Genomic DNA, 18,788 nt, shown 5'->3' on the forward strand with positions numbered 1-18,788 from the left:
GCAGTAACCCTATGGCAACGCGTGACAAATTAGTGGACATTTAGCGCCATGAACCTGGAGAAGAACCCATGAGCAAAAAAGTTGCAGTGATACTTTCCGGCTGTGGCGTGTATGACGGCGCCGAGATCCACGAAAGCGTGATTACCCTGCTGCGCCTGGACCAGCGCGGCGCACAAGTGCAGTGCTTCGCCCCGAACATCACCCAGTTGCATGTGATCAACCACCTGACCGGCGAAGAAATGCCCGAGTCGCGCAATGTGTTGGTGGAGTCGGCCCGCATCGCCCGTGGCCAGGTCAAGGACCTGCGTGACGCCAATGCCGAAGACTTTGATGCGCTGATCGTTCCCGGGGGATTTGGCGCCGCCAAGAACCTCTCCAACTTTGCCATCGAAGGCGCGGGTTGCAGCCTGCAACCGGAAGTCCTGGCCCTGGCCGAGGCCTTTGCCGAAGCCGGCAAGCCGGTAGGCCTGATCTGTATTTCCCCGGCCCTGGCCGCGAAGATCTACGGTCCGGGCGTGACCTGCACCATCGGCAACGACGCCGATACCGCCGCGGCGCTGACCAAGATGGGCGCCACCCATGCCGACTGCGCCGTCACCGACATCGTCGAAGACAAAGCACGCAAACTGGTGAGTACTCCGGCCTACATGCTGGCGCAGTCGATCAGCGAAGCGGCTTCAGGTATCAACAAGCTAGTAGACCGGGTGCTCGAGCTGACCCACGAAAACGACGCCTGATCTGCCCCGCTGCAGGCGCTGAATTGCCAGCGCAGAGGGCCTGGGTGGCAACGCTCAGGCCTGGCGGCTGAGCCGGGTCAGGATACGATCCAGCGCATTGGCAAACGCCTGTTTTTCCCGCTCACCGAACGGCGCCGGACCGCCACTCATCTGCCCCTGTTCGCGCAAGTCGGTGAACAGGTTGCGCACGGCCAGGCGGTCGCCCATGTTCTGTGCATCGAACTCCTTGCCGCGCGGGTCCAGCGCGGCAACGCCCTTCTTCACCAGGCGGTCGGCCAGCGGCACATCGCTGCAGATCACCAGCTCGCCGGGCACGGCGTGTTCCACCAGGTAGTCGTCCGCCGCGTCCGGGCCACTGGGCACCACGATCAGCTTGACCAGCGCCAGGCCCGGCTTGGTCTGCGGCTGCCCCGCCACCAGCAGCACTTCGAACTGACGCTTGAGGGCAAACTTCACTACCAGATCCTTCGCCGCCCTGGGGCAAGCGTCGGCATCGATCCAGACACGCATTGTGTTTTCCTCTGTTAAAAGCATCGCGGGCAAGTCGAATCGTCGCACCGCCGCGATTGTGAGCGAAGCGAATGCTGGTTACGAAACAGGCACTCGTCGCTTCTCAGCCATACGACTGCGGCTGTACAGCACGGCAATCGCCAGGATCGCCACCACCTGGGCACCGAGCGAGTAGGCGTCAGCGTGAATCCCCAGCCAGTCGAAGTCAAAGAATGGCACCGGGCGCGTGCCGAAGACCCCGGCTTCCTGCAAGGCTTTCACGCCATGCCCGGCAAACACCACCGACAAGGCGCAGAGCAGCCCGGCATTGATGCCGAAGAACAGCGCCAGGGGCAATTTCGCCGAGCCGCGCAAAATCACCCAGGCCAGGCCGATCAGCAGCACCAGCGCGGTTGCACCCCCCGCCAGCACCGCGTTGTGCCCGGCAGGGCCAGCTTGCAGCCACAGGGTTTCGTAGAACAGGATCACTTCGAACAACTCGCGGTACACCGAGAAAAACGCCAGGATCGCAAAACCGAAACGCCCACCGCCACCCACCAGGCTGCTCTTGATGTAATCCTGCCAGGCCGCCGCATGGCGACGGTCGTGCATCCAGACGCCCAGCCACAGCACCATAACGCTGGCAAACAGCGCGGTGGCCCCTTCGAGCAGTTCGCGCTGGGCGCCGCTGACATCGATCACGTACGCCGCCAGCGCCCAGGTGGCAAGGCCGGCCAACAAGGCCAGGCCCCAGCCGACGTTGACACTGCGCACCGCCGATTGCTGCCCAGTGTTACGCAGGAACGCCAGGATCGCTGCCAGCACCAGGATCGCCTCCAGGCCTTCGCGCAACAGGATCAACAGGCCGGAAATGTAGCTCAGCGACCCGCTCAAACCATCGCTGCCCAGCAGGCTGGCGGACTCTTTGAGCTTGGCTTTGGCGGCGTCCAGGCGCTGCTGGACCTGCTCCACCGGAAAACCGTCCTGCAGGGACTGACGGTAGGCCATCAGGGACTTTTCGGTGTCTTTGCGCACAGTGGCGTCGACGTTATCCAGGGAGCTCTCGACCAGCTCGAACCCTTCCAGGTACGCGGCCACCGAGAGGTCGTAGGCCTGGTCGTGGTCGCCGGCACGGTAGGCGGCGATGCTCTTGTCCAGAGTCGCGGCGGTGTAGTCGAGCAGTTGCCCCGGGCCACGCTTGACTTGCGGAGGCTGGGCTCGCTGCGCACGGAAGGTGGCCGCTGCTTCAGGACCGTCGGCCGCCAGCACTTCGGCCGGCGTCTGGCGCGCCAGATCCGCCAGGTTGTAGGTTTGCGGGCTTTTCACCGCCACCGGGTCGACGCTGAAACTGGCGATGTAGGTCGCCAGGTCCCAGCGCTGGCGCTCGTCCAACTGATCGGCGAACGCCGGCATGTCGGTGCCTTCGATGCCCTGCCCAAGGGTGCTGTAGATCGCGTAGAGACTGAGGCGGTCCTGGCGCGACCGATCCCGCAGGTTCGCGGGCGCAGGCTCCAGGCCGACCCCTGCAGGGCCGTCACCCGCACCGCTGGCGCCATGGCACACCGAGCAATGCTGGGCGTACAACGGCGCACCGCGCACGGGGTCAGGGGTAATGATCGGCGCCTGACTGACCTCGTAGGCCACCGCCAGTTTCGCACCCAACTGCCGCGCCTGGCGGGCGACCATTGCGCCGTCCAGGCGCTCGGCGACCGCCTGGTGCAGCGCCAGCATGCCCTGCTCCAGCTCCGCCTTCTGTGGCTTGGCCGGCAACGCCGCGACAAAACCCTGCAGCGCCCGCAGAAACTCAAGCTGCTCCTGGTACTCGGCGGTATCGATCACCTTGCCTGCCTCGACCGTCGCCGGGTAATCGGCGCCAATGTAGTCGAGTACATGCAGGGCCTGGGGAGCGCCTTCCACGGTGTCGGCCAGCAGATTGAAGCTGCACAGCGCTAACCATGGGAGCACCAGCCAGGCCAGAAAACGGGACGGGGCAGTCATGAATGAATCTCTGTTGGAAATACGAAGTTACATATTGTTCACTTCGAATGAGTTTCACTCAAGCTTTGTCGTCCTGTGTGCGGTTTTATCCTGCGCAGAAATGAAAAAGGGACTCCTCAGGGTCGCCTTGCTGGGTGCCGGACGGCTTACACCACGGCTTTACGCAGGGTCGCCATGAACGCCGCAGCACCGATGAACAAACCGGCGAAGGTGCGGTTCATGCGTTTCTGTTGCTTGGGGGTGCGCAGCAGGCGCAGCACCTTGGACGCAAGGCCGGTGTAGCCGGCCATCACCACCAGATCGACGCAGATCATGGTCGCCCCCAGGATCAGGTACTGCGCCACCAGTGGTGCGTGCGGGTCGATGAACTGTGGCAGTACCGCCAGCATGAACACCAGCGCCTTGGGGTTGCTGATGTTCACCAGGAAACCGCGGAACACCAGGGCCAAGGGCTTGCCGATCGGGCGGACAGCCGCATCATCGTTCAGGTCGCTGGGCAGCGCTTGCCATTGCTTGACGGCGAGAAACACCAGGTAGGCAACGCCAAACCATTTGATCACATAGAACGCGGTGGCCGACGTCGCGAGAATCGCGCCGACCCCGGCCGCGACAATCGCAATCTGCAAGGCCAGGCCCAGTTGCAGGCCCAGGGCGTTCCAGTAACCGCGCCAGAACCCATAGCGCAAACCGCTGGACATCGACGCGATGGCGCCGGCGCCCGGAGAAAGGCTGATCACCCAGCAGGCGGCAAAAAATGCCAGCCATGTTTCAAGCACCATCGCACACCTCGACTCAAGCTCTTGTCAGGCGTCTAAGCTAATGCGCCAGCCGGCGAATGACTATCGATTTTTTGTAGGACGTGGCCGCTGCCGACCAGCGCGAGTCACCGTCCGGCTATTTTTCAAAGCCGCTGGAAGGCAGTACATCGCTCCCGCGCCAGCGGCGCACCGAGCGTTGGAAGAACAGGCTGTTGGGCACTTGCACCATGGCGCTGCCGGTGCCCAGTTCCTCGGCCTCGATCAACGTGGTGTACAGCAGATTGATCGCCACCACCCGACCCTTGACGCCGGGCTTGTCGGTGGTGTCCACCAGTTCGACCACATCACCCAGGCGAAATGGCCCGACGGTAAAAATCAGGATTGCGCACAGCAGGTTCGACAAAACACTCCACATGGCGAAGAACGCCACCGCGGCGACCGCGACAAACCCGGACAGCGCGGTCCACAGCACCGTGGCGGAAACCCCCAGGCGCTCGAGGACAAAGATCAGCGCGCTGCCCATGATCAGCCAGCGCAGGCCGCCGCGCAGTGGCATCAGCAACTGCGGCGGAAACGGATAGCGCTCCCCCAGGCGGGTCAGGCCCTTGGCCACGAAGCGCTGCGTCAGGTAGCCCGCCAACAGGATCAGCAGGATCTGCGCGCCGAGCCAGATCGGCTCGACCCAGATGGCCGGCAATGGCAGCTTGAACGCTTCCATCACGACAACGCCTCCAGCTCCGCCTGCATGCCCTCCAGCAGCTCCAGGGCCTCCATCCAGGCTTCTTCGAGCTCGGCTTCACGAACTTTCAACTTGGCCTGTTCGGCCAGCAGGTCACGCAATTCATTCTTGCGTGCCGGCTCGTAGATATCGCTGTCGCCCAGGCTGGCGTCCACCTTCGCGAGTTTCTCGTGCAGCTTGCCCAGCTCGGCCTCCAGCTTGTCGGCCTCGCGCTTGTGCGGTGCCAGTTGCTGACGCAACGCCGCGGCTGCCTGGCGCTGGGCCTTCTTGTCGGTCTTGTCCGGGTTGACCGGGGTGTTGCTCACCGGCGCGTTGCGCTGGCGATACTCGACCAGCCAGCGGGCGTAGTCTTCCAGGTCGCCGTCAAACTCCTCGACCTTGCCATCGGCCACCAGGAAAAAGTTGTCGGTGGTGCTTTTGAGCAGGTGACGGTCGTGGGAGACCACCAGTACCGCGCCACTGAATTCCTGCAGGGCCATGGTCAGCGCCAGGCGCATTTCCAGGTCCAGGTGGTTGGTCGGTTCGTCGAGCAGCAGCAGGTTCGGCCGCTCCCAGGCGATCAAGGCCAGCGCCAGGCGAGCTTTTTCACCGCCGGAGAAATTCAGCACCGGCTCATCGATCCGTGCACCACGGAAATCGAAGCCGCCGAGGAAGTCGCGCAGGGTTTGTTCACGTTCGCTCGGTGCCAGGCGCTGCAAGTGCAGCAATGGGCTGGCCTTGGCATCCAGCGAGTCCAGTTGGTGCTGGGCAAAGTAACCCACCACCGTATTCTCGCCACGGGTCAGGCGGCCGGCCAGGGGTTCGAGCTCCCCGGCAAGGTTCTTGATCAAGGTCGACTTGCCGGCACCGTTGGGGCCGAGCAGGCCGATCCGGGCGCCGGGGGTCAGTTGCAGCTTGACCTTCTCCAGGATGGTCTTGTCGCCATACCCCAGGCGGGCGTCGGACAGGTCGATCAACGGACTGGAGATTTTTGTCGACTCGCGGAACACGAAGTCGAACGGCGAATCGACGTGGGCAGCGGACAACTCTTCCATCCGCTCCAGCGCCTTGATCCGGCTCTGGGCCTGGCGGGCCTTGGTGGCCTGGGCCTTGAAGCGGGCGATGTAGCTTTCCATGTGCGCCCGTTGCGCCTGCTGCTTCTCGTAGGCCTGTTGCTGCTGGGCCAGGCGTTCGGCACGGGCCCGTTCGAACGCCGTGTAGCCACCGCGGTACAGGGTGATCTTGCGCTGGTCGACGTGGGCCACGTGATCGACCACCGCATCGAGGAAGTCACGGTCGTGGGAAATCAGCAGCAGGGTGCCGGGGTAGCTCTTGAGCCACTCTTCGAGCCAGATGATGGCGTCGAGGTCCAAGTGGTTGGTCGGCTCATCGAGCAGCAACAGGTCCGAGGGGCACATCAATGCCTGCGCCAGGTTCAGACGCATCCGCCAGCCACCGGAGAAATCTCCGACCTGACGGTCCATCTGCTCGTTGGTGAACCCCAGTCCGGCGAGCAACTTGCGCGCACGGGCGTCGGCGGTATAGCCATCGGCGCTGTCGAGCTCCGAATGCAGGCGCGCCAGGGCGGCACCGTCATGGGCCGCTTCGGCTGCCACGAGATCGCGCTGGACCTCGCGCAGACGCAGGTCGCCATCGAGCACGTAGTCGACCGCCAGGCGTTCGAGGGTCTCGATCTCCTGGCGCATGTGGGCGATACGCCAATCGGCCGGCAGGAAGCAGTCACCCGAGTCTGGGTGCAGCTCGCCCCGGATCAAGGCGAACAGGCTCGATTTGCCGGCGCCATTGGCACCGATGAGGCCGGCTTTGTGGCCGGCGTGCAGGGTCAGCTCGGCGTCTTCTAGCAGACGTTGCGGGCCACGCTGTAAAGTCAGGTTCTGAAGTCGAATCATAATGGCGGCGGAGTCTACCAGCTTCGCTCGCAACTGGCGCGAGTAGCACTATGTCCTCTGACCTGTGGAGCTTTTCCCTCGATACCTATGCACAGCCGGGCGTGGAAGACGCGTGCCTGCGATTGCAAGGGGCCGGGGCCAATGTCTGCCTGCTGCTCTGCGCGGCCTGGCTCGGTGCGCGGGGAGTCGCCTGCAACCGGCAACGCCTGCATGCGCTTCAGCACGTTGCCCTGCCCTGGTCCCGTGACGTGGTGGAGCCCCTTCGGCAATTGCGCACGCGATGGAAACCCGCCGCCGCATCGGACCCACAGCTCGCGACTCTGCGCGCGCAGGTCCAGGCACTGGAGCTCGCAGCCGAGCGGCAACTGTTGGGGCGTCTGGAAAATTCGGCACAGGACTGGCCGGCAGCTCAAGCGAACGACTTGGTCGCGTGGCTGGAAGGAGTGGCGACGGACGCCGCCCACCTTGATCGCGACGCGCTGCAACAGCTGCGCGCCGCGTTGACCTCGGCTTAGGAAGCGCTGGTCGGGGTGTTGGTGGCGACTGCCGGTGCAGGCGCTGTGCTGGTCACTGCGGCCGGCGCTGGCGCGGGGGTCGCAGGCTTGGCAGCCACGCTAGCGGTGGCCGGCTTGGCAGCAGCCGGTTTCGCGGCGGTCGGTTTTTTCACCGCAGGTTTGGCGGCGGGTTTGGCCACTGCCGGTTTGGCAGCCGCTGGCTTGGCTGCAGGTTTAGCCGCGGGTTTCGCAGCGCTGGCAGCCGCAGGTCTTGCTGCCGGTTTGGCTGGTGCCTTGGCAGCAGGTTTGGCGGCGGGTTTAGCAGCCGGCTTGGCCGCAGGTTTAGCGGCAACCGATTTAGCGGCTGCGGTTTTCACGGCAGGCTTGGCGGCGGAAGGCTTGGCCGCAACCGATTTGGCCGCTGCAGTTTTAGCCGGTGCCTTGGCTGCAGGCTTGGCCGCCGCTTTAGCCGGAGCCTTGGTCGCTGCGGGCTTGGCCGCAGGTTTTTTTGCCGCAGGTGCGGGCTTGGCCGAACGCTGGGTCAGGACCTTGCCAACGGCCTCTTTCACCCGGCCTACACCCTGGGCCAGCTTCAGGCTTTCCTGGGCATCGCGCTTGAGATTGAGGATGTAGTTGCGCGTCTCGGATTGACGGTCCTTGAGCGCGTCGAGCAGGTCTTCAAGTTCCTTGACCGCACCCTTGGCCTTGGCCTGTGCCTTGGACTTGCCGGCCGCCGCAGCGTCCTGCAATTTGGTGCGCGATTTGTGCAGTTTTTCTTGTGCTTTTCCGCGTTGTTTTTCCAGCTTGGCGAGCAGTTTTTCAGCATCAGCCAAGGCTTGTGAACAAGCATTTTCCAAGTGTTCGAGCAGGCTGCCCGAGAGCTGTTGGAGTAAGTGCAACGGAGTATTTACAGGCTTCTTATTGGCCGACATGGTTTACCTCCTGGCTGACGTGAGTGCGGCTCATACTAGACCTCTGCTGCTACCGCCGCTAGGGCATGTTGACAGTATCGATTGCCATGCGTTGCACGGAACTGAAAATGTTCCGCTCTCCCCCCAAAGCAGTTCACCGACCTATGCATTCTCACTGGCATAATCCTGCGCATTCTACGCTGGAGAACGCTTATGTCGCGCCTGCTTTTTTTACCCCTGTGCCTGATGTTTTCAATGGCTCAGGCTGCTGAAAAAAAACCTGGGAACGAGGCCCATGATCTCGCCTACAGCCTCGGCGCGAGCCTGGGCGAACGCCTGCGCCAGGAGGCTCCCGACCTGCAGATCCAAGCACTGGTCGAAGGTCTGCAACAGGCCTATCAAGGCAAGCCGCTGACGCTCGACGACCAGCAGATCGAGCGGGTACTGGCCGCGCATGAAGCACGAATGGCCAAGCAGCCTGAAGTGCCGCAAAGCGAAGTTGCCCTGCAAACAGAGCAGCGTTTTCTGGCTAGCGAAAAGTCCCGGCCAGGAGTGCGCGAACTGGCGGACGGCATTCTGATGACCGAGCAAGTGGCGGGTAACGGCGCCAAGGCCGGCCCCCATGGCAAGGTCCAGGTTCGTTACGTTGGAAAGCTACCCGACGGCACGGTGTTCGATCAGAACGAGCAGCCACAATGGTTCAGTCTCGATAGCGTGATCCACGGTTGGCGCACGGCCCTGCAGCAGATGCCCGTGGGGGCAAAATGGCGCCTGGTGATCCCATCGGCGCAGGCCTATGGTGCCGACGGCGCCGGTGACCTGATTGCCCCGTTTACACCCTTGGTATTTGAAGTGGAGCTGCTCGGCGCCTCCGGCTGATCAACTCGCCATAACGAAAAACGGCGCGCCGTGCGCACCGTTTGGAGGTTGTCTACCGCTCAAGGCTCAGGCTTGTGCCGGAGCCTCTTCCTTGTGGGCGGTGTGCAGCACTTCGATCAGGCAGTCTTCCAGTTCGAAGCGCTCGTGGAGCAAGCCACCCAGTTCCTTGAACTTCTCGGCAACACACTTGCCGGCATCGCACAGATCATTGAACGCCAACAGCTTTTCAGTGATCACGTCGATGCGTGGGTAGAGGGTTTCAGCCAGCTCCAGCCCGCGCTTGTCGCCAAACGCCTTGGCCTCGCCGGTGAGCTGTTCGTAGATCTCGAAATGGCCGGCAGAAACGTAGTCGACCAGGATTGCGCAAAACTCCTGCAAGGGCTGGCGATTGTCGCCCAGCGCCTCGGGCTTGGCGCCGAGAGCGTCATAGGCCCGAACCAGCTCGTGACGCTCCTGCAACCAGCGATCGATCAGCAGGTGCACTCCACCCCAGCGTTCCTGAGCATTCTGACAACTTTCGAGCATGGTGATCTCTCTTCCCTTTTGGGTAATGCTGCCCGCGCTGGCCGCAAGACTTGAAGATCAAGGTTCGACCAGGCAAAGCACCATCGAGCAACATGAATCCAATGACACGTGCGGGCCAGATTATGCTCGCACGCCAACTGCTTCAAGGTACGCAGGAGATAAAGTTCATACAAGTGTTTAATCCGTTGACCAGCCCGGGTGCGACGACTCGCCGCTGGACGGTCGCTGACAGGCATACCAGACCAGTCGCAGGGTTTGGTAAGTGGCGAGAATCATCACCGCGACAAAAAACATCAGGCTCCACTCCGCGATACTCAGATCGAACAGCGACCAGGAAATATGCGCACAATCGACAGTGCCATCGAACATTCGCTTGAGCAGGCACAGCAACGGAGTGTCCGGTGAATAGCCCAGTGCCTCTGGCGAGCAGGCCACCAACTGCTCGACCGGGTCGCTTTGCAACAACACCTGCCGCCACGCGATGGCCGTTCCCGCGCCAGCACACGCCAGGCCCGACAACCAGTACAGGAGGCTGCCCAGGTGCTGGGGACCGTGCAGCGCAGCGCTCATGCAGACCAGCGTGAACAGCAGCAGGCAGGCCCGCTGTAGCATGCAGAGGCCACAAGGTTCGAGCCCGATGGCGTACTCCAGATAATACGAAGCGCCCAAGGCCATGGCACCAGCAAGGAACGCCATGAAAAACAAGGAGCGTGAGCAGGCCAAAGGCATGACTTATCCGTAGAAGAAGGGACAGGCCGTTACGGTAGAGGAAAGCGCTGAGGCCTTTCAAGGCAGGTCGGCCCACAGACTTCGACAAGAACGTAAGGAAACGCCGACAGATGCGACAGGACCCCGTGTAGTCCACTGTAAGACTGCGCCTACAGAGCGAGGATCGCGGTGTTATCCGGCCTTCGTGACACAGCAGGCCCGCCCTTCTGGACGGACCTGCCTGCCGCTCTCCTACGCGCGAACGGGAACCGGTAAGGGCGAAGCCAGCAGGCGTTCATCCAGCAGCCCCAGCCCCTCCTGGAAGAGTTGATTGCTGCGGTCGGTGTCACCCAGTTGAGCCAGCAGGCGCGCCAGCTCGGCACAGGCTTCCGGGTTGCGCTGCAGGCGCAGGCTGTTCTCCAGATAGTCCCGCGCCTTGCCCCACAGGCTGGTCTGCAGACACAGGCGGCCGAGGGTCAACAACAGGCTTGGGTCGTTAGGGTGCTGCTTCAGCCAGCCCTCGGCGGTCTGCAACTGGCGCGCCGGATCGCTGCCGCGCAGTAATCCGTAGAGGCGCGCCAGATGGCTGTCGTATTGCCGCTTGAGGGCAGCCCGCAGAACCTCTTCGGCCTCGACCTCGGCGCCCAGCTGACGCAACTGCTCGGCATAAGCCAGCACCAATTGTGGCTCCTGGCGTTGTGCTGATGTCAGTTGCTGCCAGGCGCGATTGAGCGATTGCAGGCCCACAGCCCCCCCTTCTTCCTGGCGCGCCGCCAGGGTCAGGTTTTCACCCCAGGCCCGACGCTCCAGTTCAGCCAGCTCACTGGCCGGCAACGCCTTGTCCTTGCGCAGCTCAGGTAACAGACGGATCACCGAGGACCAGTCGCCACGCTGCTGATGCAGGCGCTGCAATTGGCGCAACACTTGAACACTGTGGGGATGACGCTCGTGCATCGCCACCAGCGTGGCCAGGGCGCCGTCGGTATCGCCACGGTCGGTCTGCAACTGCGCGTGGCTCAAGGCAATCGCCAGTTCGGCCTGGGGCTGGCGTTCCAGGGCACGCTCCAGCAGGTTGTCGCTTTCTTCGTAACGCCCTTGCTCATTGGCTGCCCGGGCGGCGCCCAGGTAGTAGAGCAGCGGCTGACGCTCGGCTTCGGCGGCGCGCTGCAAGTGGCGTTGGGCGCTGGCCCAGCGGCCTTCGGCGAGATCCAGTTGACCGTGTTCGATCGCCACCTGGACCCGCCGGCTGCGGTTGCGGTTCGACCAGGGATTGACCACGCCACTGGAGACTGCCACCAACTCGACCAGGGCCTTGATCCCCCACAACACCAACCAGACCAGCGCCACCAGCAGCAAGGTCGCCCACAGACTCGACTCATAACGGAAGGTCTTGTAGGCGATCAGTACGTACCCCGAGTGCTGGGCGATGGCCAGCCCCAAAGCACCCGCGGCTGCGATCACCAGGAACACAATTACGTAGAGACGTTTCATGGGCTGGTCTCCGGCGTTACGCCCGCGGCGGCCTTGGCCGCAGGCTTCACCGACTCCTCGGCATTGACGTTACGCCGTTCGAGGTAACCCTGGACAGCGCTCAAGGTGGTTGCCAGATCGGGGGTCAGCACCGTGACTGGCTGCTTGCTCAGTTCGCTGAGCTGTTCAAGCATCACCTGGCTTTGTGGATTGTCCTGGTTGAAGCTGCCTTTGAGCACATCCCGGGCCTCGGTCAGCGCCTGGCTGTAGACCGGCGCCTGGCCATTGAGCGCGGCCCATTGCGCCTGCTCGATCGCCAGGCTCAAGGCCAGGCGGACCTGGGTCAGGCTCTGGCCGGCGAGCAACGGACGGATGTTTTTATCGGTATTAAAATCGACGCGGATGTAGCGCGAGATCTGGTCCCACCATTGGGCCCAGCGACTGGCCCCATCGCCATCGGCAGTCAGGCCCAGCAGCGAGTCGCCGCGGTCGTGGTACTCGGGCGCCAGCTCAGTGAGTTCGGCCACCTGGTCACGCAAGGCGCCTAGTTTCAGGAACAACCCGGTGCGGTCCGGCTGCTCGGTGCTGCGCAACGCCGCCAGACTCTTGGCGAGCTGCTCGCGGGCAGCGAAGGCACCGGGGTCATTCTGCTCTCGGAGAATGTCGTCAGCGCCCTGAACCAATGCCCGGGCACTGCTGATATCTTGCAAGGCGGAGAGACGCAGGCTGGCCAGACGCAACAAATGCTCGGCCTCAGCCAAACGCCAATCCTTGCGACTGGCCCCCAGCACGGTTTCCAGGCGCTGGTTCAAGCGTTGCTGGTCGCCCTGCAACTGGGCAACCAGACGTTGACGCGCATCCAGTTCATCGGCACCCGGCAATTGCTCCAGGCGTGCCGTCAGGCGTTGCTCATTGAGCTTGAGACCCTGCGCCTGGTCGCTCAGTGCCTGCAATTGCGCCACTTGTTGCTGGGTATTGGCCTGCAGGCTGCGCATCTGCCAGACGCCCCAACCGCCAACGGCCACGCCCGCGGCGCCCACCAACAACGCCAGAATCGCCAGTCCGTTGCCCCGGCGCGGCTCTGGGGTATTCACAGTTTCAACCGGCGCCTCGAGCGCGGGCTGGACGTCATCTTTAGGCAAGGCTGTTTCGCTCACGTATCCATCCTTTGCATTAGAGAACGGGTCGGGTTGCTCCCAACGCCGTTAGCAAGGCCGTGGCACTGGCACCACGACAATCCACAACTGTTCGGGCGCCCGCAGCCCGTGCCATCTCGGCGACACGCGGGCTCGGCACAAACAAGGGCAACTGCGCCAACACCGGCCAGGCATCACCGGCCAATTGGTGCAGGTGCGTAAAACCCTGTCCACTGCTGACCACCAGGCCGTTCAAGCGTTCCGCTTGAATCCGCTCAGGCAAGGTCGCCTCGGCGTACTGCGGCAAGCCGCGACGGTACACCTCCAGATAATCGACACTAGCACCTTGCTCGCGCAAACGCTCAGCCAGCAGCTCACGTCCACCCTCGCCGCGCAGGATCAACACCCGCGCGCCGGGCTGCGCGATCGCCTCGCGCAACGGCCTGACCTGCAGCAACGCTTCGCTGTCATCGCCCTCCTGCGGAAAGCTGACGTCCAGGCCGTGCGCCTGCAGGACCTGTGCCGTCGCCGCGCCGACGCTGAACCACGACACGCGCGGTAACGGCGACCAGCGCTGCTCGAGCAGGGCCAGGCCCATTCGGGCCGCCGGCTTGCTGACCACTATCACGGCGCAATAACGGTCGAAACCGTCGATCACCGCACGCATTGTGTCAGTCAATGCCAGGGGGGCCATTTCCAAAAGCGGCAAGCTGCTGCTGAAAATCCCCTGTTCGGCCAGCAGGCTCGCCAGTGCCGCCGAATCCTCTGCCGGACGCGTCAGCAACAGGCGCCAGCCGGTCACGCGTGACCTGCCTCACCGTAGACCGCTTTCAGAATGTCATCGGCACCCTGGCGCAAAAGGTCTTCGGCCACTTGCACACCCAAGGCCTCGGCAGCGGCGCGAGGCGCACGGGCCTCGGCGCTGAGCAGCAGGCCGCCGTTCGGATCGCCGACCAGACCACGCAACCAGAGCTGCTCGCCTTCGAGCACGGCGTAACAGGCGATCGGCACCTGGCAGCCACCATTGAGGTGCTTGTTCAAGGCGCGCTCGGCAGTGACCCGGGTGGCGGTGTCCTGGTGGTGCAGAGGCGCCAGCAGCGCGTGGATTTCGTGGTCGGCGCTACGGCATTCAATGCCCACGGCGCCCTGGCCACCGGCCGGCAGGCTATCGTCGACGCTGATCGAGTCACTGATGCGGTCTTCGAAGCCCAGGCGAATCAGACCCGCGGCGGCGAGGATGATCGCGTCGTACTCGCCAGCATCCAGCTTGGCCAGGCGCGTGTTGACGTTGCCACGCAGGAAGCGGATCTGCAGGTCCGGGCGACGGGTCAGCAGTTGTGCCTGGCGACGCAGGCTCGACGTGCCCACCACGCTGCCCTGGGGCAATGCGTCGAGGCTGGCGTAGGTGTTGGAGACAAAGGCATCGCGCGGGTCTTCGCGCTCACAGATGCAGAACAGGCCCAGGCCTTCAGGGAAGTCCATCGGCACATCTTTCATCGAGTGCACGGCAATGTCGGCTTCGTTTTCGAGCAGCGCGGTTTCCAGTTCCTTGACGAACAAGCCCTTGCCACCGATCTTCGACAGGGGCGAATCAAGCAGCTTGTCGCCGCGACTGACCATGGGCACCAGTGTCACGACCAGGCCGGGATGAGCCTGCTCCAGACGAGCCTTGACGTATTCGGCCTGCCACAAGGCCAGGGCACTTTTGCGGGTAGCGATGCGGATTTCGCGAGGGGACATGGATCAATCCGTACTGAATAGATACGGCGGATAATAACAGCTCAGCCAAATTCGCTTTGACTTGAATCAGAAACAGCTCGGCCTCCCTGGCCTCGCTTGCCCGCGAAAGGGGCGTGGAATCGGTGCCCAGCCGCGCTCTACAGCTGTTGCATCATCTTGCGCACACCGGCGACATGGCGCCGGCTGACAATTAGCGCATCGCCGTTGAGGCCTTTGAGAAACAGCTGGAAATGCCCCAGTGGCGTACGTTGCAGGCGCTCGATCCGCTCCCTGGCCACCAGCGCATTGCGGTGGATACGTACAAAACGGTCGCCAAACTCGTCTTCGAGGGCCTTGAGCGGTTCATCCAGCAGCACTTCGCCGCCTTCGTGGCGCAAGGTCACGTATTTGTGGTCGGCAATGAAATAGACCACTTGCCCCAGCGGGATCAGTTCGATGCCTTTGCGGGTACGGGCGCTGATATGGCTGCGCGGCCCGCTGCCGCTTTCGGCCGCCGGACGGGTCAGGGCCGCGAGCTGCACACGATTGGGCCGCTCGGCCTTTTTCAGGGCTTCGAGCAGTTGCTCCGAACGCACCGGTTTGATCAGGTAGCCCACTGCGCTGGCTTGCAGGGCCTCGATGGCAAATTCATCCTGGGCGGCACAGAACACCACCGCCGGCGGGGTTTCACGCTCGCACAAGCGGGCAGCGACTTGCAGCCCGTCCAGGCCGGGCATGCGGATATCGAGCAGCACGATGTCAGGCTTCAGGCTCTCGATCAGGGTCAACGCCTCATCGCCATTGGTGGCGCTGGGCTCCAGGACACTGTATCCCTCGAGTTCGCCGACCATACGGCTCAGGCGCTCGCGGGCTAGGGGTTCGTCATCAACGATCAGGACATTCATATTGCGCTGGATTCCTGCGTGAGTCTCGCACAAGGATAGCGTAGACAGGTGAAGTGACGTCCGTCACCGCGATCCACGCTAAGACTAGCGCGAGCGCCAAAAAGTGCCGCACGTCGGACAGCAATATTTATCGATGCCGGTGCAGCCGCGTTGAAAATCAGTCCTGGCCAGGCATCACCACGGGGAATGTTGGTAGTCAATATGCACACCCCGCTCGTTGGTTTTCGGCCTGGCGTCTGAGCGCTGCGTGCATCGTTCGCGCGGCTCCTAACGTCCAACTGTAGACGCTCGCCGTGCCAAAAGTGGGCAATTGACAAATATCGTTGCGCATTCTTGGCGGCGGCCTCTTGAGTATGGCCCTCCATTCGAAAAAAACGTATCGACCAGCGTCACCGACAGGATTGGCAACCCTGTTATTATCCGCAGCAGGTTTTTACGCCATTCTCCTTCAGCCGATCACGAGCGAATTCATGAGCACTGACAAGACCAATCAGTCCTGGGGCGGCCGCTTCAGTGAACCCGTCGACGCCTTCGTCGCCCGCTTCACCGCCTCCGTCACTTTCGACCAGCGCCTGTATCGCCACGACATCATGGGCTCCGTCGCCCACGCCACCATGCTGGCCAAGGTAGGCGTGCTGACCGACGCCGAGCGCGACAGCATCATCGACGGCCTGCACACCATCCAGGGTGAAATCGAGGCCGGCACCTTTGACTGGCGCATCGACCTCGAAGACGTGCACATGAACATCGAAGCGCGCCTGACCGACCGCATCGGCGTCACCGGCAAAAAGCTGCACACCGGCCGCAGCCGTAACGACCAGGTGGCGACCGATATCCGCCTGTGGCTGCGTGACGAAATCGACCTGATCCTGGCTGAAATCACCCGCCTGCAAAAAGGCCTGCTGGAGCAAGCCGAGCGCGAAGCCGAGACCATCATGCCGGGCTTCACGCACCTGCAGACCGCCCAGCCAGTGACCTTCGGGCATCACTTGCTGGCCTGGTTCGAAATGCTCAGCCGTGACTACGAGCGCCTGGTCGACTGCCGCAAGCGCACCAACCGCATGCCCCTGGGCAGCGCCGCGCTGGCGGGCACCACCTACCCGATCGACCGCGAGTTGACCGCACAGCTGCTGGGCTTCGACGCCGTCGGCGGCAACTCGCTGGACAACGTGTCGGATCGCGACTTCGCCATCGAATTCTGCGCCGCCGCGAGCATCGCCATGATGCACCTGTCGCGCTTCTCCGAAGAGCTGGTGCTGTGGACCAGTGCACAGTTCCAATTCATCGATCTGCCGGATCGCTTCTGCACCGGCAGCTCAATCATGCCGCAAAAGAAAAACCCCGACGTTCCGGAACTGGTACGCGGTAAAAGCGGCCGAGTGTTCGGCGCGCTGATGGGCCTGCTGACCCTGATGAAAGGCCAGCCTCTGGCCTACAACAAGGACAACCAGGAAGACAAGGAACCGCTGTTTGACGCCGCCGACACCCTGCGCGACTCGCTGCGGGCCTTCGCCGACATGATCCCGGCGATCAAGCCAAAACACGCCATCATGCGTGAAGCGGCCTTGCGTGGTTTCTCCACCGCGACCGACCTCGCCGACTACCTGGTACGCCGTGGCCTGCCATTTCGTGACTGCCACGAAATCGTCGGGCACGCGGTGAAGTACGGCGTGGAAAGTGGCAAGGACCTGGCGGAAATGAGCCTGGAAGAACTACGCAAGTTCAGCGACCAGATCGAGCAGGACGTGTTTGCCGTGCTGACCCTGGAAGGTTCGGTCAATGCCCGTAACCACATTGGCGGCACTGCACCGGCTCAGGTGAAGGCGGCGGTGGTTCGCGGCCAGGCGCTGTTGGCCAACCGCTAAACGCGCAAAGCTTCGCTGGCGAGCCCGCTTGCGGCTCGCCAGCGAAAGCGATCTAAAAGAAGCCCCCCATCATTTTTTAGAGGCAATCATCGCCAAAAATGCAGGCATACCTGCGTCTTTGTCGGCATTGATGCGCTGTGCAATCGGCGTTTCCTGTAAACGCTCCAGCAATGCCCTGGCCGCCGGCAGCTCTGCCAACAGATCCAGCTCGAACAGTTTTTTACCCACCGCACAGGCCAGGCTGACGCTGTACAGGAAGTACAGATCGGCGATGCTCAGGCTGTCGCCCGCCACGTAGGGGGCAAACTTGCCGTGCCGTCCCAGGGATGCAATGCCCAGCAGCAACTCGCCCTTGGCTTTTTCCTTGATCGCGTCAGGTACCTGCATGCCAAAAAACGCCTCGGCGAAACACGCGCGGGCCGGCAGTTCGATGTACAGCTCGATTTCCTTGGCCAGCGCCAGCACCTGAGCCCGCTCGAACGGCGTCTTGGGCAGCAGCGCAGGGCCACTCTGGGTGTCTTCGAGGTACTGCAGGATCACGCTGGTCTCGTTGATGTAACCCTGCTCGCCCCCCAGCACCGGCACTTTGCCCCGCGGGCTGATCGCCAACGCCTCCGGGCTTTGGCCGGCATAAAAGGCGACCTCTTCAAACGCCAGGCCCTTCTCCAGCAAGGCGTGTTTGACCATGTTGTAGTAATTGCTGACGGAAAAACCATAAAGCTTGAGCATCACAAAGCCTCCAGGCCGTGCAGGGGGTTGGCAGCGACTGTTATAGATCCTCAGGGGCACTCTCGCCAGCAGCATCACGGCGCTGAATGCAGGTAAACTGCTGGCCTTACCTTGAGGAGCCTGCCATGAGCGAGCTGACCCCCGGCACCAATGCGAACGACGACATCGACGACGAAGCGTTCGCCGAGAACACCCTGATCGAAGCCATCGAAAACCAGATCGAAAGCGACAATCCGCCCGCGGCCAAAGCCACTTTCAACAAACTGACCCTGGTGGGTTACGAGCGCGAGGAAATCCTCAGCCTGATGGCCCACGTGCTGGCGGTGGAAATCGACGCAATCCTCGAAGAAGACCGCGCATTCGACACCCAGTGGTACGAAGCCGCCCTGCGCGCCCTGCCCGAGCTGCCGCCGGAAAAGAAATAAGAATCACCTGGGCGGGCGAAAAGCCCGCAGCCAACACTGGACAGCTCGCCCGAGTGCGTTCACCTTAGGGGCGCTACAGTCATATTCCTAGAAAGTCTGGAGTCCTTATGTCGCTTACCCCTGAGCTGGTTGCCGAACTGGAAATCCTTGCACTCTTCAACCTGGACAGTTCCCAGGAAGGTTTGAAAATTCATCAGACCGCTGCCCCGAAAGCTATCGCCGCCGCACAACGCCTGTTCGAAAAAGAACTGATCGATCAACCCGATGGCGGGTATCTGACCAGCCTGGGGCGTGACGCCGCGCAGAATGTGCAGACTGTACTGACCATCCTGTCCGTCAAAGAAACCGCATAACGACACCGGTATCGCCCACGGGAACCCCTGCATCGGGATTTCCGCGGGCAGACTGTCGC

At 62.7% G+C, this 18,788-nt stretch carries 20 protein-coding genes and 1 pseudogene; 6 read left to right on the plus strand and 15 right to left on the minus strand.

Annotation, left to right across the window (positions count from 1 at the left end):
* Positions 1-68: 68 nt before the first annotated feature.
* Positions 69-737 carry an isoprenoid biosynthesis glyoxalase ElbB gene (gene elbB, locus AACY45_RS09755; RefSeq protein ID WP_339545270.1) on the plus strand — a complete coding sequence of 223 codons (669 nt, stop codon included), beginning with the start codon at positions 69-71 and terminating at the stop codon, positions 735-737.
* Between the two features lie 54 nt (positions 738-791).
* On the opposite strand, the gene AACY45_RS09760 is transcribed toward elbB, so the two are convergent.
* The 5 genes from AACY45_RS09760 to AACY45_RS09780 form a co-directional block, all read right to left on the minus strand.
* A complete protein-coding gene (locus AACY45_RS09760) occupies positions 792-1,247 on the minus strand; it encodes a YaiI/YqxD family protein (protein WP_095164772.1) in 456 nt (151 codons plus the stop codon).
* 78 nt (positions 1,248-1,325) lie between these two features.
* Positions 1,326-3,224 (minus strand): FTR1 family protein, encoded by a 1,899-nt coding sequence (locus tag AACY45_RS09765; RefSeq protein ID WP_339545271.1) that lies wholly within the window; start codon positions 3,222-3,224, stop codon positions 1,326-1,328.
* 146 nt (positions 3,225-3,370) lie between these two features.
* Positions 3,371-4,003, minus strand: coding sequence for a LysE family transporter (locus AACY45_RS09770; protein WP_339545272.1), 633 nt, complete (start codon positions 4,001-4,003; stop codon positions 3,371-3,373).
* A gap of 115 nt (positions 4,004-4,118) precedes the next feature.
* Positions 4,119-4,700, minus strand: coding sequence for a mechanosensitive ion channel family protein (locus AACY45_RS09775; RefSeq protein WP_339545273.1), 582 nt, complete (start codon positions 4,698-4,700; stop codon positions 4,119-4,121).
* Positions 4,700-6,610 (minus strand): ATP-binding cassette domain-containing protein, encoded by a 1,911-nt coding sequence (locus tag AACY45_RS09780; RefSeq protein ID WP_339545275.1) that lies wholly within the window; start codon positions 6,608-6,610, stop codon positions 4,700-4,702. The genes AACY45_RS09775 and AACY45_RS09780 overlap by 1 nt, the downstream gene beginning before the upstream one ends.
* Before the next feature lie 50 nt (positions 6,611-6,660).
* Here AACY45_RS09780 and AACY45_RS09785 point away from each other — a divergent pair, with 50 nt between their 5' ends.
* Positions 6,661-7,125 (plus strand): TIGR02444 family protein, encoded by a 465-nt coding sequence (locus AACY45_RS09785; protein ID WP_339545276.1) that lies wholly within the window; start codon positions 6,661-6,663, stop codon positions 7,123-7,125.
* Here the strand turns inward: AACY45_RS09785 and AACY45_RS09790 are convergent.
* Complete coding sequence (locus tag AACY45_RS09790; RefSeq protein ID WP_339545277.1) at positions 7,122-8,036, minus strand: AlgP family protein; 915 nt, start codon at positions 8,034-8,036, stop codon at positions 7,122-7,124. The two genes, AACY45_RS09785 and AACY45_RS09790, sit on opposite strands and share 4 nt — an antisense overlap.
* A gap of 192 nt (positions 8,037-8,228) precedes the next feature.
* Between AACY45_RS09790 and AACY45_RS09795 the strand changes: the two genes are divergently transcribed.
* Positions 8,229-8,894, plus strand: a complete 666-nt coding sequence (locus tag AACY45_RS09795) for an FKBP-type peptidyl-prolyl cis-trans isomerase (RefSeq protein ID WP_339545278.1) — start codon at positions 8,229-8,231, stop codon at positions 8,892-8,894.
* 66 nt (positions 8,895-8,960) lie between these two features.
* Here AACY45_RS09795 and rsd read toward each other — a convergent pair whose 3' ends face one another.
* The 8 genes and pseudogenes from rsd to AACY45_RS09835 all read right to left on the minus strand — a co-directional run.
* On the minus strand, positions 8,961-9,419 hold the full coding sequence (gene rsd / locus AACY45_RS09800) for a sigma D regulator (protein WP_166589241.1): 459 nt from the start codon (positions 9,417-9,419) through the stop codon (positions 8,961-8,963).
* A gap of 177 nt (positions 9,420-9,596) precedes the next feature.
* Entirely contained in the window at positions 9,597-10,148 is a 552-nt protein-coding gene (locus AACY45_RS09805; RefSeq protein WP_339545280.1) for a disulfide bond formation protein B, read from the minus strand.
* Positions 10,149-10,379: 231 nt separating this feature from the next.
* Complete coding sequence (locus AACY45_RS09810; RefSeq protein WP_339545281.1) at positions 10,380-11,618, minus strand: heme biosynthesis protein HemY; 1,239 nt, start codon at positions 11,616-11,618, stop codon at positions 10,380-10,382.
* Positions 11,615-12,754, minus strand: a complete 1,140-nt coding sequence (locus AACY45_RS09815; protein WP_339545282.1) for a uroporphyrinogen-III C-methyltransferase — start codon at positions 12,752-12,754, stop codon at positions 11,615-11,617. The genes AACY45_RS09810 and AACY45_RS09815 overlap by 4 nt, the downstream gene beginning before the upstream one ends.
* A 16-nt stretch (positions 12,755-12,770) precedes the next feature.
* Complete coding sequence (locus AACY45_RS09820) at positions 12,771-13,535, minus strand: uroporphyrinogen-III synthase (RefSeq protein ID WP_339545283.1); 765 nt, start codon at positions 13,533-13,535, stop codon at positions 12,771-12,773.
* Positions 13,532-14,473 carry a hydroxymethylbilane synthase gene (gene hemC / locus AACY45_RS09825; RefSeq protein WP_339545284.1) on the minus strand — a complete coding sequence of 314 codons (942 nt, stop codon included), beginning with the start codon at positions 14,471-14,473 and terminating at the stop codon, positions 13,532-13,534. Before hemC ends, AACY45_RS09820 begins: the two co-directional genes overlap by 4 nt.
* Before the next feature lie 137 nt (positions 14,474-14,610).
* Positions 14,611-15,357, minus strand: coding sequence for a LytR/AlgR family response regulator transcription factor (locus tag AACY45_RS09830; protein WP_339545285.1), 747 nt, complete (start codon positions 15,355-15,357; stop codon positions 14,611-14,613).
* A pseudogene (locus AACY45_RS09835) lies at positions 15,354-15,494 on the minus strand (sensor histidine kinase); the annotation flags it as partial. The pseudogene AACY45_RS09835 and the gene AACY45_RS09830, both read right to left, overlap by 4 nt.
* A 333-nt stretch (positions 15,495-15,827) precedes the next feature.
* Here AACY45_RS09835 and argH point away from each other — a divergent pair.
* The gene (argH, locus tag AACY45_RS09840; protein ID WP_339545286.1) at positions 15,828-17,222 is read left to right on the plus strand and encodes an argininosuccinate lyase; all 1,395 of its coding nucleotides are present in this window, start codon (positions 15,828-15,830) and stop codon (positions 17,220-17,222) included.
* 69 nt (positions 17,223-17,291) lie between these two features.
* On the opposite strand, the gene AACY45_RS09845 is transcribed toward argH, so the two are convergent.
* Positions 17,292-17,951 carry a glutathione S-transferase family protein gene (locus AACY45_RS09845; protein WP_339545287.1) on the minus strand — a complete coding sequence of 220 codons (660 nt, stop codon included), beginning with the start codon at positions 17,949-17,951 and terminating at the stop codon, positions 17,292-17,294.
* A 125-nt stretch (positions 17,952-18,076) separates the two neighbouring features.
* On the opposite strand from AACY45_RS09845, the gene AACY45_RS09850 reads away from it, so the two are divergent.
* Together AACY45_RS09850 and AACY45_RS09855 are read left to right on the plus strand one after the other, a co-directional pair.
* Complete coding sequence (locus AACY45_RS09850; protein ID WP_339545288.1) at positions 18,077-18,376, plus strand: hypothetical protein; 300 nt, start codon at positions 18,077-18,079, stop codon at positions 18,374-18,376.
* Positions 18,377-18,483: 107 nt separating this feature from the next.
* Positions 18,484-18,729 carry a TIGR02647 family protein gene (locus tag AACY45_RS09855; RefSeq protein ID WP_339545289.1) on the plus strand — a complete coding sequence of 82 codons (246 nt, stop codon included), beginning with the start codon at positions 18,484-18,486 and terminating at the stop codon, positions 18,727-18,729.
* The last annotated feature ends 59 nt before the right edge of the window (positions 18,730-18,788 follow it).

The sequence above is a fragment of the Pseudomonas sp. RA_35y_Pfl2_P32 genome, from assembly GCF_963970735.1.
GTDB lineage: Bacteria > Pseudomonadota > Gammaproteobacteria > Pseudomonadales > Pseudomonadaceae > Aquipseudomonas.

Bases quoted from the DNA above. Each gene is read 5' to 3' on its own strand.
- elbB (WP_339545270.1), top strand. From the start codon at position 69: ATGAGCAAAAAAGTTGCAGTGATACTTTCCGGCTGTGGCGTGTATGAC.
- AACY45_RS09760 (WP_095164772.1), bottom strand. From the start codon at position 1,247: ATGCGTGTCTGGATCGATGCCGACGCTTGCCCCAGGGCGGCGAAGGAT.
- AACY45_RS09765 (WP_339545271.1), bottom strand. From the start codon at position 3,224: ATGACTGCCCCGTCCCGTTTTCTGGCCTGGCTGGTGCTCCCATGGTTA.
- AACY45_RS09770 (WP_339545272.1), bottom strand. From the start codon at position 4,003: ATGGTGCTTGAAACATGGCTGGCATTTTTTGCCGCCTGCTGGGTGATC.
- AACY45_RS09775 (WP_339545273.1), bottom strand. From the start codon at position 4,700: ATGGAAGCGTTCAAGCTGCCATTGCCGGCCATCTGGGTCGAGCCGATC.
- AACY45_RS09780 (WP_339545275.1), bottom strand. From the start codon at position 6,610: ATGATTCGACTTCAGAACCTGACTTTACAGCGTGGCCCGCAACGTCTG.
- AACY45_RS09785 (WP_339545276.1), top strand. From the start codon at position 6,661: ATGTCCTCTGACCTGTGGAGCTTTTCCCTCGATACCTATGCACAGCCG.
- AACY45_RS09790 (WP_339545277.1), bottom strand. From the start codon at position 8,036: ATGTCGGCCAATAAGAAGCCTGTAAATACTCCGTTGCACTTACTCCAA.
- AACY45_RS09795 (WP_339545278.1), top strand. From the start codon at position 8,229: ATGTCGCGCCTGCTTTTTTTACCCCTGTGCCTGATGTTTTCAATGGCT.
- rsd (WP_166589241.1), bottom strand. From the start codon at position 9,419: ATGCTCGAAAGTTGTCAGAATGCTCAGGAACGCTGGGGTGGAGTGCAC.
- AACY45_RS09805 (WP_339545280.1), bottom strand. From the start codon at position 10,148: ATGCCTTTGGCCTGCTCACGCTCCTTGTTTTTCATGGCGTTCCTTGCT.
- AACY45_RS09810 (WP_339545281.1), bottom strand. From the start codon at position 11,618: ATGAAACGTCTCTACGTAATTGTGTTCCTGGTGATCGCAGCCGCGGGT.
- hemC (WP_339545284.1), bottom strand. From the start codon at position 14,473: ATGTCCCCTCGCGAAATCCGCATCGCTACCCGCAAAAGTGCCCTGGCC.
- AACY45_RS09830 (WP_339545285.1), bottom strand. From the start codon at position 15,357: ATGAATGTCCTGATCGTTGATGACGAACCCCTAGCCCGCGAGCGCCTG.
- argH (WP_339545286.1), top strand. From the start codon at position 15,828: ATGAGCACTGACAAGACCAATCAGTCCTGGGGCGGCCGCTTCAGTGAA.
- AACY45_RS09845 (WP_339545287.1), bottom strand. From the start codon at position 17,951: ATGCTCAAGCTTTATGGTTTTTCCGTCAGCAATTACTACAACATGGTC.
- AACY45_RS09850 (WP_339545288.1), top strand. From the start codon at position 18,077: ATGAGCGAGCTGACCCCCGGCACCAATGCGAACGACGACATCGACGAC.
- AACY45_RS09855 (WP_339545289.1), top strand. From the start codon at position 18,484: ATGTCGCTTACCCCTGAGCTGGTTGCCGAACTGGAAATCCTTGCACTC.